The 18,244-nt window shown below is 38.6% G+C and carries 18 protein-coding genes; all 18 read right to left on the bottom strand.

The genetic code is table 11. The features are described from left to right. Positions 1–140 precede the first annotated feature (140 nt). The 18 genes from upp to H131_RS04945 all read right to left on the bottom strand — a co-directional run bounded on the left by upp (position 141) and on the right by H131_RS04945 (position 18,242). Positions 141–770: a uracil phosphoribosyltransferase gene (upp, locus tag H131_RS05030; RefSeq protein WP_010857989.1), complete on the bottom strand. Its 630-nt coding sequence runs from the start codon at positions 768–770 to the stop codon at positions 141–143. Positions 771–1,037: 267 nt separating this feature from the next. Further along, positions 1,038–3,197, bottom strand: coding sequence for a bifunctional diguanylate cyclase/phosphodiesterase (locus H131_RS05025; RefSeq protein ID WP_010857988.1), 2,160 nt, complete (start codon positions 3,195–3,197; stop codon positions 1,038–1,040). 290 nt (positions 3,198–3,487) lie between these two features. Next, complete coding sequence (gene glyA / locus H131_RS05020) at positions 3,488–4,729, bottom strand: serine hydroxymethyltransferase (RefSeq protein WP_010857987.1); 1,242 nt, start codon at positions 4,727–4,729, stop codon at positions 3,488–3,490. Between the two features lie 47 nt (positions 4,730–4,776). Continuing rightward, a complete protein-coding gene (locus tag H131_RS05015) occupies positions 4,777–5,319 on the bottom strand; it encodes a TIGR01440 family protein (RefSeq protein WP_010857986.1) in 543 nt (180 codons plus the stop codon). A gap of 111 nt (positions 5,320–5,430) precedes the next feature. Next, the gene (gene rpiB / locus H131_RS05010) at positions 5,431–5,868 is read right to left on the bottom strand and encodes a ribose 5-phosphate isomerase B (protein ID WP_010857985.1); all 438 of its coding nucleotides are present in this window, start codon (positions 5,866–5,868) and stop codon (positions 5,431–5,433) included. A gap of 363 nt (positions 5,869–6,231) precedes the next feature. After that, positions 6,232–7,515, bottom strand: coding sequence for a methyl-accepting chemotaxis protein (locus tag H131_RS05005; protein ID WP_010857984.1), 1,284 nt, complete (start codon positions 7,513–7,515; stop codon positions 6,232–6,234). Between the two features lie 8 nt (positions 7,516–7,523). Further along, entirely contained in the window at positions 7,524–7,964 is a 441-nt protein-coding gene (locus tag H131_RS05000) for a low molecular weight protein arginine phosphatase (RefSeq protein WP_010857983.1), read from the bottom strand. Between the two features lie 25 nt (positions 7,965–7,989). Continuing rightward, the gene (locus H131_RS04995; protein ID WP_010857982.1) at positions 7,990–8,487 is read right to left on the bottom strand and encodes a manganese efflux pump MntP; all 498 of its coding nucleotides are present in this window, start codon (positions 8,485–8,487) and stop codon (positions 7,990–7,992) included. Between the two features lie 147 nt (positions 8,488–8,634). Further along, entirely contained in the window at positions 8,635–9,669 is a 1,035-nt protein-coding gene (locus H131_RS04990) for an L-threonylcarbamoyladenylate synthase (protein ID WP_010857981.1), read from the bottom strand. 101 nt (positions 9,670–9,770) lie between these two features. Then, positions 9,771–10,352, bottom strand: a complete 582-nt coding sequence (locus H131_RS04985; protein WP_010857980.1) for a stage II sporulation protein R — start codon at positions 10,350–10,352, stop codon at positions 9,771–9,773. A 44-nt stretch (positions 10,353–10,396) separates the two neighbouring features. After that, complete coding sequence (gene prmC, locus H131_RS04980) at positions 10,397–11,254, bottom strand: peptide chain release factor N(5)-glutamine methyltransferase (protein WP_010857979.1); 858 nt, start codon at positions 11,252–11,254, stop codon at positions 10,397–10,399. Then, positions 11,244–12,320: a peptide chain release factor 1 gene (prfA, locus tag H131_RS04975; RefSeq protein WP_010857978.1), complete on the bottom strand. Its 1,077-nt coding sequence runs from the start codon at positions 12,318–12,320 to the stop codon at positions 11,244–11,246. Before prfA ends, prmC begins: the two co-directional genes overlap by 11 nt. Positions 12,321–12,734: 414 nt before the next feature. Then, the gene (locus tag H131_RS04970; RefSeq protein WP_010857977.1) at positions 12,735–13,307 is read right to left on the bottom strand and encodes a thymidine kinase; all 573 of its coding nucleotides are present in this window, start codon (positions 13,305–13,307) and stop codon (positions 12,735–12,737) included. 320 nt (positions 13,308–13,627) lie between these two features. Continuing rightward, entirely contained in the window at positions 13,628–13,831 is a 204-nt protein-coding gene (gene rpmE, locus H131_RS04965; RefSeq protein WP_010857976.1) for a 50S ribosomal protein L31, read from the bottom strand. 175 nt (positions 13,832–14,006) lie between these two features. Beyond that, positions 14,007–15,056, bottom strand: a complete 1,050-nt coding sequence (locus H131_RS04960; protein ID WP_010857975.1) for an NAD(P)/FAD-dependent oxidoreductase — start codon at positions 15,054–15,056, stop codon at positions 14,007–14,009. A gap of 61 nt (positions 15,057–15,117) precedes the next feature. Then, complete coding sequence (locus H131_RS04955) at positions 15,118–16,083, bottom strand: ABC transporter substrate-binding protein (RefSeq protein WP_010857974.1); 966 nt, start codon at positions 16,081–16,083, stop codon at positions 15,118–15,120. 69 nt (positions 16,084–16,152) lie between these two features. Then, on the bottom strand, positions 16,153–17,190 hold the full coding sequence (locus tag H131_RS04950; RefSeq protein WP_010857973.1) for a FecCD family ABC transporter permease: 1,038 nt from the start codon (positions 17,188–17,190) through the stop codon (positions 16,153–16,155). After that, the gene (locus H131_RS04945) at positions 17,187–18,242 is read right to left on the bottom strand and encodes a FecCD family ABC transporter permease (RefSeq protein ID WP_010857972.1); all 1,056 of its coding nucleotides are present in this window, start codon (positions 18,240–18,242) and stop codon (positions 17,187–17,189) included. Before H131_RS04945 ends, H131_RS04950 begins: the two co-directional genes overlap by 4 nt. Positions 18,243–18,244 lie beyond the last annotated feature (2 nt).

Below are 18,244 nucleotides of genomic sequence, written 5' to 3'. Positions count from 1 at the left end.
ATATTATACATCTCCAAATTTGAACGGAAGTGTATTGTCTAGACATATATGAAACGTCCTTCAAAATAGAAGGACGCTTTTAAGTGTTTTAAAGTTGCTTTACAAGTCAAACATAGCTAGTCGTTTGAGCAAATTACTTTTTATTTTGTACCGAATAGACGGTCACCAGCATCACCTAAGCCAGGAACTATATAGCCGTGATCATCTAACTTTTCATCAAGTGCTGCAATGTAGATGTCTACATCTGGATGCTCTTCTTGAATTACTTTCACACCCTCTGGCGCAGCAATTAAGCACATGAATTTAATGCTTTTCGCACCGCGTTTTTTCAGTGAGTTGATGGCCTCCACTGCTGAACCACCTGTTGCAAGCATAGGGTCTACAATAATGAAATCACGTTCTTCTACATCTGCTGGAAGTTTTGCATAGTACTCTACAGGTTTTAAAGTTTCTGGGTCACGATACAGACCAATATGACCAACTTTTGCTGCTGGAATTAGCTTTAATACGCCGTCGACCATGCCGATTCCTGCACGTAAAATCGGAACGATAGCAAGTTTCTTACCAGAAAGTACTTTTGTTTTTGCAATTGTTACCGGTGTCTCAATTTCAATCTCTTCTATTGGCATATCACGTGTAATTTCAAATGCCATTAATGTTGCAACCTCGTCTACTAGCTCACGGAATTCTTTCGTTCCTGTTTTCTTATCACGAATATAAGTTAACTTATGTTGGATTAGTGGATGATCAAATACGTATACTTTGCTCACAGGGGTTCTCTCCTAACGGTTCGGATTTCATTTTTATCCCGTACTAACGGGTGCTAAAACACCACCTCAAAATGAAGCCTAAGCAAGATGTTTCAGTGGGGATCAAGCATTCGTAAGTACCCGATTTATTCAACTAATAATCGAGGGTATACCCCATCGGTTAAAGTTTCATTTTATCTCAACTAGTATAACAGAAAAAAGGAGGCGTCTCAAAATTAAATTCAAGACGCCCCCATTTCTAGAATGTTTACTACATGTATGAGCAATTTATACATCTAGGATGGTATCAAGTTGTTCAATCGACATCGGTTTATAATAGAAGTAACCTTGTCCTACTGTACAACCGAGTGCTCGTAATATTTCAACTTGTTCCTCGTTTTCTATCCCTTCAGCTACTGATGTCATGCCTAAATTTAAAGCAAGCTGAATAATCGAACGGACAATAGCGAGGGTAGCTGCATCATTAATATCGTTAATAAAGCTTCGGTCAATTTTTAATTCAGTAAATGGCAGTCTTTGCAGATAGCTCAGCGAAGAGAAACCCGTTCCAAAGTCATCCACTGATGTTTTATAGCCATAACTCTTTAATTCTTGAATAATTGCTAGTGCTGTTTGGAAATCCACTAAACCAATATTTTCAGTTACTTCTAATATGATATAACTTGGATCAATATTGTATTGTCGGACTAACTTCAATAAATCCTTCACAAAGTGAGGGTGGTAAAAATGATCCGGTGAAATATTAACTGCAACCTTCACCAACTTTTTCCCCAAACGCTGTCGATCCTCTAGCCATGCAAGAACCTGTTCTAAAATTTGCGTATCAATTTCTCGTACCTTTCCCGCATTCTCTGCAACTGGAATAAATGTAGCTGGTGATACAATGCCAAGCGTCGGTGAAATCCAACGAGCGAGTGCTTCAATACTTTGAATTTCCCCTGTCCGTAAGTCTACCTTTGGTTGTAGATTGACAGAGATTTCTTTGCTCTTGAGCGCATGCGATAAATGATTTAAAACTAGCATTTGTTGCTCTAATTCTTCATTTCGTTCCTTCGTAAATACTTCCATATGGGTACCCGGTTTATTGGCCGCATAGGATAAAGCGTTATCTGCAAAGCGAATCGCATCAGCTATTTTAATATCCTTATCGAATGTAGCAATCCCTGTTTTTAACGTAATGTAGATTTGCTTACTTCTTATAATAAACGGCTGTCGTATTAATTCTTTGATACGTCTATCATAATTTGTCAAATCTTCATAGGGAGTCATACAGGAAATAATCAGACTAGAGCTCGTAAATCGCGCAATATATTCATTATGGTCATTATTATTATCATTGAGTCGTTTTGCAATTTGTCTTAATAGCTCGTCCCCTGCTTCGCGACCATATAATTCTACAACTTGATGAAATTCACTTGGCTTCAATACTTTGATAAAACCATGTTGTCCCTGCTCTTTCTCTTTTTCAATCCTATTTACAAAGCTATGGCGGTTCGGCAAACCTGTCGTAATATCCATATAGGCTAAATCCCATATTCTTTTCTGCGTTTTTGCATACGTATGTGCCAACGCAACAAGTGATGCTATTTTTGGAAACATATTAACAAAGAAATCATGATGACTAGGATACTGATTATGGAATATTGCAAACAACCCTATTACTCGCTGTTGTTGATTGCGAATTGGAATGAACCAAGCGGATTGCTTATCGAATGAATAGGCAAACTTTTTATGTTCTTGCGGAATATCAATCACTTCTAAATCTTCAGCTAAGATAAATGACTCTTTCTGCATGGCTCTTCGGTAATATTCATACCATTCAATTACCTCAGAAAGTTTTTCACCTTTACAATTTTCCGTGAAAACGCGTAACTGATTTGCTTCCGTTTTTATAAGTATCATGCTATTCACATATGGCTTGAAAAATTCATTTATGGCCCTACAGACAATATCCATTTTTTTATCAAAGGGATCGTCCTTTTCAATTGCTTCATACATCGCTGACTCAAGACGATTTAAAAAATTCGCTGTATGATAATACGTAACATCCTTCACAAGTAATAACACAAATAATGTTTCACCCTCATTATTTTGAAAAGGAAGGGCCTGTATTTCGGACCAAAAAGGTGGCTTTTCAAAGCAATTATGATGAAGCTTTGCTTGCACCATTGCTCCGTTATGTACTTTTGTCTTAATCATTTCAATCGTTGTCATCTGCACTTCATTAGGAAGCATTGAAAAATAATCTTTGTCTCGTAGTTGTGAACTTGTAGAATTCGTAAGCTTACAAAAAGAATCATTACATTCTAGTATGCTATGACTATTTTTCGCATCCAGTATCACGTAGCTCTCTTTAGAGTTATCTCCTAATTTACGAACAGTAGTTAATAAGCTATTATTTTGTATGTCCATCGATTTAGCAATCATCCAACCCCTCCCGTCTTTAACACATCTCATTTATATTGTACATAAAAAATTCAATATTTTGTCACTTTTATGAAAAAATCTTCTCTATTAGGACATTATCTGTCCTTAACCCACTATAATATATCCTTTCTTATTTATATTATGTAAAAAAAGTCAAAAATAAGATTATTTTACTTAAATAATAGAAAAAAATATACTTCTTACAGTTTTCACCTGCTTTTCAAAAAAAAAAGACTGTACCCAAAGTGAAATAATACACTTTAGGAACAGCCTGTTATTGATAGTTATAATTATACGTATAATGGATGTCTGTCAGTTAATGCTATTACGCGAACTTTAGCTTCAGCTTTCACTGCTTCATCTTCTGGGTTTTTAAGTACTGCAGCGATGATGGCACCTACTTCTTTCATGTCTTCTTCTTTAAAGCCACGAGAAGTAACGGCAGGTGTACCGATACGAATACCAGAAGTAACGAATGGAGATTCTGTATCGTAAGGAATCGTATTTTTGTTCGTTGTGATACCTACTTCATCTAGCGCGTGCTCTGCTACTTTACCAGTTAAGCCAAGAGATTTCACATTAAGAAGTAATAAGTGGTTATCTGTGCCGTTAGAAACGATTTCAACGCCTTCTGCAATTAACACTTCTGCTAAAGCTTTTGCATTTGCTTTAATCTGTTTTGCGTAATCCTTGAATTCTGGTTGTAAAATTTCGCCGAATGCTACAGCTTTTGCAGCGATTACGTGCATTAATGGGCCACCTTGGATACCTGGGAAAACAGATTTGTTTAGTTTTTGTTCCCATTCTTTCGAAGCAAGAATTAAACCACCACGTGGGCCACGTAATGTTTTATGTGTTGTAGACGTAACAAAATCAGCATATGGAACTGGTGACTGGTGCTCACCCGCAGCTACAAGACCTGCAATGTGCGCCATATCTACCATGAAATATGCGCCAACTTCATCAGCAATTTCACGGAATTTTGAGAAGTCAATTTCACGTGGATACGCCGATGCACCTGCAACGATTAGTTTTGGTTTATGTTCTAACGCTTTTTGACGTACATCTTCATAGTCGATAACCTGTGTATCTTTGGTTACGCCGTATTCTACGAAGTTATAAAGAATACCTGAGAAGTTTACTGGTGAACCATGTGTTAAGTGACCACCATGAGACAGGTTCATTCCAAGGACTGTATCACCTGGTTGTAAAATTGTATGGTAAACGGCCATGTTTGCTTGTGCGCCAGAGTGTGGTTGTACGTTTGCATATTCTGCACCGAAAATTTCTTTTACACGGTCACGTGCGATATCTTCTACTACGTCTACGTGTTCACAGCCACCATAGTAACGTTTACCAGGATAGCCTTCAGCATATTTATTTGTCAGAACTGAACCTTGTGCTTCCATAACTGCTTCAGATACAAAGTTTTCTGATGCGATTAACTCGATATTCTCTTGTTGACGTTTTTTTTCTGCTAAAATCCCATCTAATACTGCTTTGTCTTGTACTGCTAAATTTTCGTATGCCATGTTTGAAAAAGCCTCCTAAGATTTAATGTACTTCTATAAAGAGTGTCTTACTTATATACAGCACGTTCGCCGCCAATTCGCTTCGGACGTGTTGTTGCAATTGTGACAACAGCTTCCCCCACTGTACGGACAGATGTACGAACAGGGACAGCTACATGCTTTAAATGCATGCCAATTAGTGTTTGCCCAATGTCGATGCCTGCATTCCCAATCACTGTCTCTACGACAACAGGCTCTACAAATTGTGTATACGCATAGGCTGACATCGATCCACCTGCTGTACGGATAGGTACAACAGCTACAGGTTCATAGCCAAATTGCTCTGCTATTGCTGCTTCCATAGTAATAGCGCGATTAATATGCTCACAGCCTTGGAACGCTAAATGCAACTGGTGTTTCTTTGCAAATGTCAGTAATGGCTCAAAAATAGCCTCTGCCGTTTCAAGTGCGCCTGCTGTGCCAATTTTCTGACCAATCACTTCAGACGTAGAGCAGCCTACGACAAAAATAGTATTTGGTCGTAAAGTTACCTGCTCTTCGAATTCACTGAGTAACTGAGTCAGTTGCGTTTGTATTTGCTGTACAACCACTAAGCTCAGCCCCTTATTTAGATATCTAGTCATTTACGCCACAAGCACGAAGTCGCACTGACCATTTTCAGTCAGCGATTATCACATGTTAACGGGCATAAATGCTCTTTCTCACTGTTCTAATTCAGCAATTTTTTCTACGCGACGTGTATGACGACCGCCTTCAAAATCTGTTTCTAGCCAAGCTTTTGCGATTTCGCGTGCAAGGCCAGGACCAATAACACGTTCACCCATCGCTAAAATATTCGAATCATTATGGCAACGCGTTGCCTTTGCGCTAAATACATCATGTACTAAAGCACAACGAATTCCTTTTATTTTGTTTGCTGCAATGGACATGCCAATCCCTGTGCCACAAATTAAAATACCTTTATCAAATTCCCCGTTAGCAACACCCTCAGAAACTGGCTTTGCATAATCAGGATAGTCTACTGAATCCGCAGATTGCGGACCAAAATCTTCGTAGCTAATATTTAGTTCATCTAACAGTTGCATAATCTCTCGACGTAAGTTATTGCCTCCGTGATCAGAAGAAATTGCTATTCTCACTGGGTTCCCTCATTTCGAATTATAGTCAACACTAGTTTACCACTTCTCTCTCAATAATAACACGATTTTTCTTGCATTTTTATGCTGATTTTTCCTAAAAGACGAACATTTCTTGTATGCAAACAGAAAAACGTTCATTTTTAAGTGGATTTAAATGTGGATAATGTGAATATCCTGTTAATAAATTCGGTTTATGGTCTTTTGTTGTAATATTCCATCTTCTGAAGTTTTTCTACATTTTCTATTACCATGGACATACTATTTCAATATTTTTTACAAAAGACTATAAAATACTGCGTGAACTTCGTAACGACAGCAAAAAACATCGAATTCACTAGTTAATCTAATGAATTCGATGCTGAGCTATGCCTGTCTATCAAATTGTTGGATCATTTTATGAAGCTCTTCGGATTGCTTTTTCAACCCCTGTGCAAGTTGCTCAACCTGTTCCATAGCATAAGCTTGTTCCTCTGCTGCGCTGTAAACTTCCTGAGCACCTGCGGATGTTTCTTGAGCGATTGCCGCTACTTCCTGCGATTGTCTAGCAGTCGTTTCAATATTGTGCATTTGTTGTTCGATTAATGAAGAAATCTCCACAATTGACGTTGCCATCTCGTGTACACTTGAGGACATCCCCTCAACAGCGGTCGTTGTTTCAGAGACGCGAGCAGCCTCTTTTGTTGCAAAGGTTACCTGTTGGTTCATTTGTTTTACGACAACTTCAACATTTTGTTGCATTGTTTGAATCAATGACGTTATTCCCTGCACAGCTTTTGCGCTTTCATCAGCCAACCCACGAACCTCTTCAGCGACAACTGCAAAGCCTTTCCCATGCTCCCCAGCACGCGCTGCTTCAATGGAGGCATTTAACGCTAGTAAATTTGTTTGAGAAGCAATGTCGCCAACTAAGCTAATAATACGTTCCACTTGCACTGCATTATCTTCTAGCGCACGAATGCTTACTAATGCCTCATTATTACCGGCTGCAATTTGTTGAATACTATTGACCAATGTTTCAATCGCATTTGTTGTTGTCGTTAAATTATGTAGAATCTCTTTTGTTTGCGTTGCTGACTGTACTGCTCTGCTATTCACTTCAGTCGCAAGTGCTCGGACATCTTCAATTGCCTCAGCTGTGTCTTGTACCGCCGTAGCTGATGCCTCTGCTCCAGAGGAAATATGCTTCACTGTAGATGCAATTCCTTCCGCTTTTTTTGTGGCAATCCCAGCTTCGTCGGATAGCTGGATAATCGATTGGTTCGTTTGTTGGAAGTTTTGATCGATACTTTCCACCATTTGTCGTAAATTTAACACCATCTGTTGGAAAGCCTCTGCCACTGAGTGAATCTCGTCATTCGTTTTTGGCATTTTTACATCCTGTCCAATTTTTCCTTGTGCTACGCGAGAAGCCGAATATTCAAGTTGTTGTAATGGTTTGATTAAGATAACACTGAATATTGCTGCTAGGATTCCTGACCAAGTAATCCCTAATATATAAGTAAATACTTCAAACAGTCTACGATTGATTTCTGGGAAGAAGGTAGGTTGTACAAATTCAATGAATATAAAACTGATACTATATGTGATTAGGGCAAGAATGCTGACAAATAATACTAGTTTAAGTCGTAAACCAAACTGTTTTTTCATAGCGCTCCTCAATTCTTTTCAAGTTTTTTTACTAAAAAATCTACCAATTCCTTTAACTCTGTGAATGTTTCCTCATAGATTGCTTTACTGCCACCATAGGGATCTACAACATTTTCTAAACTATTTACACTCGTAAATTCTTTAAGTGTAAAGATCTTTCCTTCTGCATAAGGAAAATTAGCAATGATTGTATCTCTATGAACTGTTGTCATTGTTAAAATTAAATCTGCCCAGTCCATTTCAGTTCCTGATAATTGTGTTGCTAAATGCTGATGGGGCATATTCGCTTCATCTAATATTTGTTGCGCATGTGCTGACATTTCAGCATTAGGCATAGCATAAATACCTGCTGAACGAACCTCAACATCATTAATTTGTTTATGCTTTAAAATTGCCTCTGCCATTGGACTGCGACAAGTATTGCCTGTACATACAAATAGTATATTCACACTTATCACCCTCCCACTAGTTAATTTATTGCTGGATAGCTAGAATGCTCATCATAATAAAAATAACGCCCGCAATAATTTGAATATTCTTTCCAAAAAACACCTGACTCCTCCGTGCAATGACTAAAGCCCCATAAGAACAAATAAGAGCACTCATTCCTGCACTAATGATAAAGATCGTTTTCTCTAAATTGAGCATACCAAAAGATACACTTACTGAAAAGGTGTCTAGGCTAGCCGTCACAGCTAAAAGGACCGGCGAAATCGTTATTTTTTCATTTTTATGTGAGGATAATAGTAAATGCAGGCCAATACAAAACAATAAAATACTTGAAATCCATTGCCCCCATTCCAACAAGAAACGTACTAAATAATTTCCTAATTCAAATCCTAACAACGGGAAAAGCATATGCAATGCAGCCGTCCACACAGACAATAATAATCGATATCTGATATTTGGTATCAATACATATAAACCAATTACATCAACAGACGTTAAAACACCTGCAAGAATTCCCTGCAAGAACGCACTCCCTCGCTACCTAATATTTTATCATTTTATGCTAGAAAATACAGTATTATCATTAGTTTTTCTCATACATTTATAAAATCTATTAGTAACGAAAAAACCCACCTATTTTATTATTGTAAAATAGATGAGTTTATTATTTTATGTTGTATACCATTTTCCACCAGCAGCTTTTTCAAGTCTATTCATAATGGCTGCACCAACACCTTCAGTAGATGTTGTCGTTGCTAATATCACTGTGGCTTGGGTTTTGTCACAAGCACGTAAAGCGTGGTACAACGCCGCACCCATTTCTTCTTTAATAGCAGCTTCACCAGTCGAGAAATAATAATCTGCTTTGCTATCCACAAAACTTGCTGGCGCTAGTAACGCAACTTTATGCCCTTGTGATTGAAGGTGCTGCATGGCCTGTTCCACTTTCTTATTATCACACTGAATTAAATATACAGGTGCATTTGGAGCATAATGAGTATATTTCATGCCTGGAGCTTTCGGTGTAGACTCCATCTTTTGTTCTATTGTTGTCGGCTGAATAACCGGACCAATTGCTTCCTCAAGCATTTCCTTTGTAATACCACCAGGACGTAAAATGACTGGTGGCTCATGCGTAACATCAAGAACAGTTGATTCGAGACCAATACCTGTAGAACCTCCGTCTAAGATATAAGGTATACAGCCCTGTAAATCGTCATTCACATGAATCGCTTCAGTTGGACTTGGCTTTCCACTACGGTTTGCACTTGGCGCAGCGAGTGGTTTTTTAATATGTTGGAGCAATGCTAATGCAACGGGATGATTTGGCATGCGAATGCCAACTGTGTTCAATCCTGCAGTCACGCTTTTCGCCAGTACATTTGGCTTTACTGGCATAACAAGTGTAAGAGGACCCGGCCAAAATAAATCCATGCATTTTATTGCAACTTCTGTAATATCTTCTATATAAAGCTCAACTTCTTCTTTTGTACCAATGTGGACAATGAGTGGGTTATCTGAAGGGCGACCTTTTGCCTCAAATATTTTTTTTACTGCACAATCATTTGTAGCAACAGCGCCCAAACCATAAACCGTTTCAGTGGGAAATGCTACAACCTCACCTGCATTTAAGATATCCACAGCCTGTGCATAATTTGACTGACTATTCACATTACTGTCCACAATCTTACAAACGGTTTTCATCACGAATACCTTCTTTCAATTGTTCGTATTTACTGATTTATCCACATTTTGTTTATAACTTACTAATAATTGTGTATAAGTTGTCTGAATTTGTGCACAATTTATTCGAATAAGCCTTTAATCCATTCCCAAATAAAGAATGTTGTCTGTTCCTGTTCTTCTTCCACTACATCCTCTTTTTCGGGTTCACAAATGGATGGAAATATGCTACACCACCAGTTATCGCCACGTGCATCACCTATTTTCACGACGATGGAATGGTACACATTCTGTGGATAAAACATAGCATCTTGTCTCTTTGGTGGAAATAAGTTATCCCCAAGTACAACCTGTGTACGCACTTGTGGATAATTTTCTTTTAATTCTTCTTCGATCTGCTGTTTTAATGTTACAAATTGCTCGCTATCCACAGTATTAGTAGCGGCTGCTTGCTTAAAATAAGGTTTCAACTCTTTGACAAGTTGTTCTTTTGCTAATTGATCACTAGCTGTATTACTATTAGCAATCACTCTTATACGAAAATCGTTTTCTTGCTCACTATTCGTAGTTTCCTGTGCAGCACCTATTAATGATGGAATATATAAAATACATAGTTCTAAAACTATCGCTATTAATACTAGTCTCCCAAGAGCTAGTAAGATATTTTGTTTAGGTAATCTAATAATCTTGTATTCGTTTAACATAAAAATCCCTCCTTGCTCAACATTGTTGTCAAGAAGGAGATTCTTTATACATGAATTTCACAAAAAATCATTCTAGGTTTTCCATTAATATCTTTTTCCACAGTCACAGTAGCCTGTGGAAAACTATCCTTAAAAAACTTCGCCACTTGTTCCCCTTGTGTATAACCAATTTCAAGTCCAATCAGGGATGGCTTATTCATAAGTGCTGGTAATTGCTCAGCCAATTTACGGTACAATATCAGCCCATCTTCTTCAGCAAAGAGTGCACTATGCGGTTCATGCTCCAACACTACAGTAGACATTTCCTGTGCTTCGTCAAATGCTATATATGGAGGATTCGATAACACAATATCAAATTTCTCCTCTGCAAGTGGTGCCGTTAAATCTCCAAGTCTAAAATCAACATCTGCCGCTAGCAAGCGTGCATTTTTTTTTGCTGTTGATAGTGCTTCCTCCGATAAATCTGTTGCTACTACTACTAGCTCCGGACATTCTAGCTTCATAGTAATAGCTATTGCACCACTACCAGTACCGATATCCGCGAGTTTCAACGCTTTATCGTGAAATAATTTACCAATACGATTGACAGTGCCAAGTACTAACTCTTCTGTTTCAGGTCTAGGAATAAGCACCGATTCATCCACTAAAAACGTACGGCCATAAAATTCTTCACTACCGACACAATATTGCACAGGACGCCCATTGGCATGCTCCTCAATTAGTGCTACAAACTGTTCACTTTGTTCAGCACTTATCATATCCTGCAACTGTAGCATGACACCTGCATATGTAGTGCCTAATATGTGCTGCATGACAATGCGTGCTGCCGTCTCTTCACGACCGTTATCCACTAAAAAAGAAGAAGCCCAATCAAGGGCCTCCTTCACATGTTTATAGATCATCGTTTAAGCGCTCAAGCTTTGATGCCTGCTCTTCTAAAATAAGTGCATCAATGATTTCGTCCAATCTACCCTCGACGATTTGATCAAGCTTTTGAATCGTTAAACCAATGCGGTGGTCTGTCACGCGGTTTTGTGGATAATTGTATGTGCGTATACGCTCGGAGCGGTCTCCAGAACCAACTGCTGATTTACGTGTTGCATCGATTTCTTTTTGTGCTTCTTGCAAATACATATCAGCTACACGTGCACGAAGAATTTTCATTGCTTTTTCACGGTTTTTAATTTGAGAACGTTCATCCTGCATCGATACGACAACACCTGTTGGTAAATGCGTCATACGAACAGCTGACATCGTCGTATTTACTGACTGCCCACCCGCACCAGAAGATGCAAATGTATCAACACGGATATCTTTTTCATGAATTTCAACGTCTACTTCTTCTACCTCAGGTAAGCACGCAACTGTCGCTGTTGACGTATGAATACGACCTTGTGATTCAGTTGCTGGCACACGTTGTACGCGGTGTGCACCATTTTCAAATTTGAATTTTGAATACGCACCTTGTCCGTTAATCATAAAAATAACTTCTTTATAGCCACCCATTGGGTTTGGCGTCGCTTCCATAATGTCGATTTTCCAGCCCTGTGTCTCTGCATAACGAGAATACATGCGGAATAAATCCCCTGCGAAAATATTGGCCTCGTCACCACCAGCTGCTCCTCGAATTTCCATAATAACGTTTTTGTTGTCATTTGGATCTTTCGGGATTAATAACACACGCAAGCGTTCTTCTAGTTCCTCTTGCTGCTCTTTTAATGCATTGAACTCTTCTTTTACCATCTCGTGCATGTCAGGATCTTTTTCGCTGTCTAACATTTCACGTGCATCTGCTAATTGCTCTTTTACCTCTTTATATTCACGATAAGCATCTACTGTTTCCTGAATATCCGACTGTTCTTTGGAATATTCACGTAATTTTTTACTGTCATTGACGATATCGGGGTCACTTAAAAGCTCATTCAGTCTTTCATAGCGATCCTCTACGGCTTGCAGTCGATCAAACATGGATTTCACCTCTATATAGTTATTTAACTTTATTTAGCAGTAGTCTTCCAACTCTGGTGACATGAATACTGCATTTCAAACTCTATTTAGTGGACAGCCAATCGTTACCTGAATTCAGGAGACTCTGACTATATGTCCACGTCTTGTGACATGACTGAAGTGACTAACACCCTCATATGGGCTTAAGCACTGTCATAATTAGGAGACAACTACAGCCTAACATGTTCATTAATTCCACTACTTAGTATAAGGAAAATTTCACATGGATGCTACTTTTTCTTATACGGCTAAAGCGTTAACTCCTGTTAAGTCGCTGCAACAAATAAATATGAATTTAGCCCGCTACGCTTTGCGATAGGCAACTGTTACTATAGGGACGCGACGTACAAAAGAATTGGCATTTTAGCACTTTCTTTATAGTGGTGGATGCGCGTGACATTTGCGACATACAGGAAAGTAGGAATCATTACCGCCAATTTGAATTTGGTCCCCTGTATAGACAGGATATCCATTTTCATCAACCCGTAAATTCATTGTCGCTTTTTTATGACAGAACCAACAAATTGTTTTCATTTCTTCAATTTTATCTGCATATGTAAGCATATACTGACTGCCTTCAAAAAGCTCATTTTGAAAATCATTTTTTAAGCCAAAGCCCATTACTGGAATACCAAGCATGTCCACAATATTCGCTAATTGCAGCACGTGTGCTTTTTTTAAAAATTGTACTTCATCGACGAGTACACAGTAAGGCTTCACGTCATTATTTTCCACAAGTTCGTAAATATTTGTATCTTCGTATACAGGGATGGCTTGTTGTCGCAAACCCACTCGACTTGAGACATATCCAACCTCATCTCGCGTATCAAGCCCTGATGTAAATATCATCACTGGCTTTTGTTGTTCCTCATAGTTATGCGCAACTTTTAATATTTCGATTGATTTACCACTATTCATCGCGCCATGCTTAAAGTATAACTGTGCCATTTTGTCTTCTCCCTTTCCTCTATCCGTCATGGATTGTCACTTTTTCAGTAGAGTTATCCCATGATGGTGAGCGGCTATGCTTCATTGACCTACATCGGTAAAATGCAACGTCCTTTGACATTATTAAAAAGACCGACATAGTGTCGTCTCTCATAGATGCCTAAGCACGCTTCAAAATCCGAACGCCAAATGTTTTGTGTGAAAGCGAAGCGTCAGCACTAATTACGCCGATACGTAATTGACCAAGCTGACCGTACACAATCACTATATACTGAAAAAAATACCTGCCAAGCACATGCTTGGCAGGTATTAAACTAACATTAGTTTTTAAGACCGTATTTTTTGTTGAAACGATCCACGCGACCATCAGCAGACGCGAATTTTTGACGGCCAGTGTAGAATGGGTGACAGTCGTTGCAGAACTCGACAACGATGTTTTCTTTCACTGAACCAGTTTTGAAAGTGTTACCACAAGAGCAAGTTACTGTTGCTTCTTTGTAGTCTGGATGAATTCCTTGTTTCATATTCGTTTTCTCCTCTCGCCCTGAACCATCTGGAACAGAGTATTATCGAACTGTACCTTACATAGCCCGAATATGTCGGCTACATATGTACACGTTACATACTTTAGAATTATAACATAAATAATTTATTTTTATCAAGAAAGAAAATTGCTAAGTTTTAATCTCAATCTAGTACTTACCCGCGAACTTCGCGATAATCATGATCTTCTAAACCAATTTTTTTATTACGGTCCTTGAAACGAATATTATGCGACGAAACATACGCTACTTTCGGTGCATCCGGCTCTAGATAAAGTTTTGCACTATTTAATGCTAATACACCATCAGTAAATGCTCCAGCTATTAATCTAACTTTACTAGGATGATCTATAAAGTCGCCCGCTCCGTATAGGCCTTCTATATTCGTTTCACGCTTTTCGTTTACAATGGCAACTCCGTCCTGTATGTTTATTCCCCATTTTTCTAGTGCTCCATAATCACATTTTAATCCATGATTAACAATAACTGCATCGATTTTAATACGTTCCGTTTCGCCCGTTTCTTTATGCTGTACCGAGACGTATTTGATTAAATCTTCATCACCATGTAACTGGACCACTTCATATGGTGTTCTTACATTTACTGTAGATTCACGCATTCTTAGAACATTCTTTTCATGACCACCAAATTCATCACGACGATGGACAATTGTTACACTCGCTGCTATTTGCTCTAGCTCGTTTGCCCAATCAACAGCTGAATTGCCACCACCAGAAATGAGAACATGTTTGTTACGGAAAACCTCTAACTCCTGTACAGTATAATGTAAATTCGTTACTTCATAACGATCTGCGCCTTCAATCTCTAATTTTTGCATAGCAAGAACGCCATAACCAACTGCTAGAATGACTGTCTTTGAATAATGTTTTTCTCCTGTCGATGACGTCAAGATAAATGTACCATCCGCTTGCTTTTCTAAGTTTTCAACCTTTTGGTTCAACACAATTGTTGGATCAAATGTTTTGGCCTGTTGCACTAATTGCTCGATTAATTGTCCACCTAATATAGGCGTTACACCACCTACATCCCAAATCATTTTTTCGGGATAGATTAACATTCGGCCACCTAATTGTGAGCTATATTCAATAATTTTTGTTTTCAGATCACGCATGCCACTATAAAAAGCAGTATAAAGCCCCGCTGGCCCACCGCCGACAATTGTTACATCATACAGTTCTTCTGACATACTAAATACCTCATTTCATTTATGTTATTTATTAGCAGATTTTTGTGCTTACCTCCGCTTCTTATTTTTCACTTGTTTTCTTTTCGATCAACATATTTGCCACTTCTTCTACTTGTGCAAGAACAGCAATCGGATCATATGGCCAAAATCTATCTGGAGCTAAATAGAAGACATTGTTATTTTTCATCGCATCTATCGATAACCATAAAGAATCTTTTTTGTTTAACTCGGCACCTTTTGATTCATCTAGGAAAATATAGTCTCCTGCATACTCAGGTAACACTTCATATGACACTTGTTTATACGTTTCACCTGCATCAATTAATTCCTTTTGAATTCGTTCTGGTGCTTGCAATTGCAATTTTTTATAAATTGCTTGCCCACCACGATAAATACCGTCACCGTATAAGTAAAAGTCTTTGCCGAATGCTCCAAAAATAGAAACTGTTTCGTTTTCATCCATAACAGATGCTAATCTCTCTTTATGCTCATTTACTTTTTCTTCAAACATTTTTAACCAAGCTTCTCCCTCAGCTTGTTTTCCAAAAATCTCAGCAAGCCCCGCCACTTCTTCTTCAACCGAGCGATATGTTTCGTATGGAATCACAATCGTTGGAGCAATTTTCGAAAATTTTTCGTAATCTTCTGGTTCACCAGATGCTGTTAGTATTAAATCTGGTTTCAACGCTAAAATTGCTTCAACACTATTTTCTCCTATACTTGCAATGCCCCCTATCTGATTTTGAATATGGACATTTTCTAAGTCTCGTTGTGTTGCACCAACTGGCTTAACTCCTAGTAACAATGATGTTGGTAAATACGCATCTACAACTAGACGCTCAACTTTAGTAGGGATTTCAATTTCTCCGTTCATGGTTTGTACCTTTTTTGTTGTAGCTGCGATTTCTTCTTTAGCATTGCTATCTCCATTGCTTTCCTTAGTAGTGTTATCTTTGCTGCCACAACCTACAAGCATAAGTGCAAATATAAGTAGAAATCCTAGGAAAAATATATTTCGTTTTTTCATTTTCAACTTCCCCTTCGTATGATAATAATATTCATTCTCAATGAAAAATTGCTAAAAAATACTGCTTCCTTATTCCTTTATACGTGCCAACAAATATAAGAAGTATGGTGCTCCTAGGACAGCAACTACGATACCTGCTGGAATTTCAGAGGGTTCTAAAATCGAACGACCAATTGTATCAGCTAATAAGACGAGTAATCCCCCCACTAATGCTGATACTGGCAGTAAGAATTGATGTTTAGCCCCAACAAGCTGACGTGCCAAATGGGGTGCAATTAAACCAACGAAGCCAATACCGCCACTTACTGAAACGCTTGCACCAGCTAAACCAACTGATGCCGCTAATAGCCAACGTCTTTCCTTTTCAATGGAAGCACCTAAACCAACGGCCGTTAAATCCCCTAAATTCAAGATATTTAATACCCGTGATTTAGCATAAACGAATGGGAATAATATCAATATCCACGGCAGCAAAGATAAAACGAATTTCCAATTCGAACCCCAAATACTACCCGCTAACCAAGTAGCAACAAATTGATAATTTTCAGGTGTCAAACGAAGCGTCAACACAATCATTGCTGAACTTATACCTGCTGCTACAGCAATTCCTGTTAATAACAGGCGCATTGGAGTAATCCCTTCATGACGTTTATAGGAAAGTGTATATATAACTATGGCTGTCAATCCTGCCCCTATAAAAGCTAACACAGGAAGTAAGTATACTGGAGCCGCTGTTGTTGCTGGAAAGAAGGAGATAAACAACATTACCGCTAAACCAGCACCTGCATTTATCCCTAAAATACCAGGATCAGCTAATGCATTTTTCGAAATACCTTGTAAAATGGCGCCTGAAATAGCTAAACCCATCCCAACCAATACAGCGATAATAATACGTGGAAGTCTAAATTCATATAAAATTAGTTGCTGCTGTGCATCCCCCTGACCAAATAGAGTACGTATGACCTCCATTGGTGTCAGTTTAATAACACCTGTATTCATACTAATCACAAACGTAATAACAATTAACACTGCTAATATGCTTAAAATGAAGATATTTTTCTTTCTAGCCTTTTGTTGACTGGCTGTTAAAAAACTATTATTACTCACAATTCTTTTCCTCCTTTACGCGCTAGGTATAGGAAGAATGGAACACCGATAAAGGCAATAATTGCTCCAATCGGTGCTTCGTAAGGAGGATTTATGGTGCGAGCAGTAAGATCCGCTAACACAACAAGTAAAGCTCCATACACTAACGAACAAGAAATAATCCAACGGTAATCATGACCTACTATGTATCTCGTTAAATGTGGAATAATTAATCCAACAAAGCCAACTGCTCCTACTACAGATACAGCTGCTCCTGCTAAAATTAGCACTACAATCATACCCCAAACTTTAATAACGCCTGTGCGCTGTCCTAGCCCAATTGCAATTTCCTCACCTAGGCTAAGGAGCGTAATGGAACGTGACAATATAAGCGCACCAATCATAGCGACAAGTATCCAAGGTGACAATATCTGAAGGTGATACCATTTCGTCCCAGACACACCACCGGCATACCAAAATGCTAAATCTTGTCCAATACGATAATAGAGTGCAATACCTTCTCCCAATGCGCCTAGAAGCGCACTAACAGCTGCCCCCGCAAGTACTAATCGCATAGGAGTTAGACCACCTTTTGCCAACGAACCTATACCATAAACGATGGCTACACCTAACCCTGCTCCAACAAATGACCATAAAATTAAAAACATGTATGGTAAACCAGGGAAAAAAGCAAAACAAACTGCAAGCATAAATGCCGCTCCCGAGTTTAAACCTAATAAACCTGAGTCTGCTAACGGGTTACGTGTCATTCCTTGCATAATAGCGCCTGCCACCGCAAAGCATCCACCTACCAACGCTGCACCAAGTACACGTGGTAATCGAATTTCTCGTATAATTTGATGTGCCGTTAAATCTGGTGAAAAATGAAAAACGGCTGTCCAAACAGTGCCTAATGAAATATCAGCCGCTCCAAATGAAATGGACAAACCAATAGCAAATACTAATCCAATAAGACCTATAATTAGTGCCACGACAGCACGTACTGGATGAGAACGTCTTTGTAGCTCTTCTAATTTTCCGAGCCCTTCTACTGCTTCTGCTGACGTAGTCATGC

The sequence above is a fragment of the Lysinibacillus sphaericus OT4b.31 genome, assembly GCF_000392615.1.
In the GTDB taxonomy this organism is placed as follows: Bacteria; Bacillota; Bacilli; order Bacillales_A; family Planococcaceae; genus Lysinibacillus; species Lysinibacillus sphaericus_B.
The sequence above is the reverse complement of the archived record's forward strand: the minus strand, read 5'-3'. Positions and strand labels throughout refer to the sequence as shown.

Bases quoted from the DNA above. Each gene is read 5' to 3' on its own strand.
- H131_RS04955 (WP_010857974.1), bottom strand. From the start codon at position 16,083: ATGAAAAAACGAAATATATTTTTCCTAGGATTTCTACTTATATTTGCA.
- H131_RS04990 (WP_010857981.1), bottom strand. From the start codon at position 9,669: ATGAAAACCGTTTGTAAGATTGTGGACAGTAATGTGAATAGTCAGTCA.
- H131_RS05005 (WP_010857984.1), bottom strand. From the start codon at position 7,515: ATGAAAAAACAGTTTGGTTTACGACTTAAACTAGTATTATTTGTCAGC.
- prmC (WP_010857979.1), bottom strand. From the start codon at position 11,254: ATGATCTATAAACATGTGAAGGAGGCCCTTGATTGGGCTTCTTCTTTT.
- rpmE (WP_010857976.1), bottom strand. From the start codon at position 13,831: ATGAAACAAGGAATTCATCCAGACTACAAAGAAGCAACAGTAACTTGC.
- H131_RS04970 (WP_010857977.1), bottom strand. From the start codon at position 13,307: ATGGCACAGTTATACTTTAAGCATGGCGCGATGAATAGTGGTAAATCA.
- H131_RS04945 (WP_010857972.1), bottom strand. From the start codon at position 18,242: ATGACTACGTCAGCAGAAGCAGTAGAAGGGCTCGGAAAATTAGAAGAG.
- glyA (WP_010857987.1), bottom strand. From the start codon at position 4,729: ATGGCATACGAAAATTTAGCAGTACAAGACAAAGCAGTATTAGATGGG.
- H131_RS05025 (WP_010857988.1), bottom strand. From the start codon at position 3,197: ATGATTGCTAAATCGATGGACATACAAAATAATAGCTTATTAACTACT.
- H131_RS04985 (WP_010857980.1), bottom strand. From the start codon at position 10,352: ATGTTAAACGAATACAAGATTATTAGATTACCTAAACAAAATATCTTA.
- H131_RS04960 (WP_010857975.1), bottom strand. From the start codon at position 15,056: ATGTCAGAAGAACTGTATGATGTAACAATTGTCGGCGGTGGGCCAGCG.
- prfA (WP_010857978.1), bottom strand. From the start codon at position 12,320: ATGTTTGATCGACTGCAAGCCGTAGAGGATCGCTATGAAAGACTGAAT.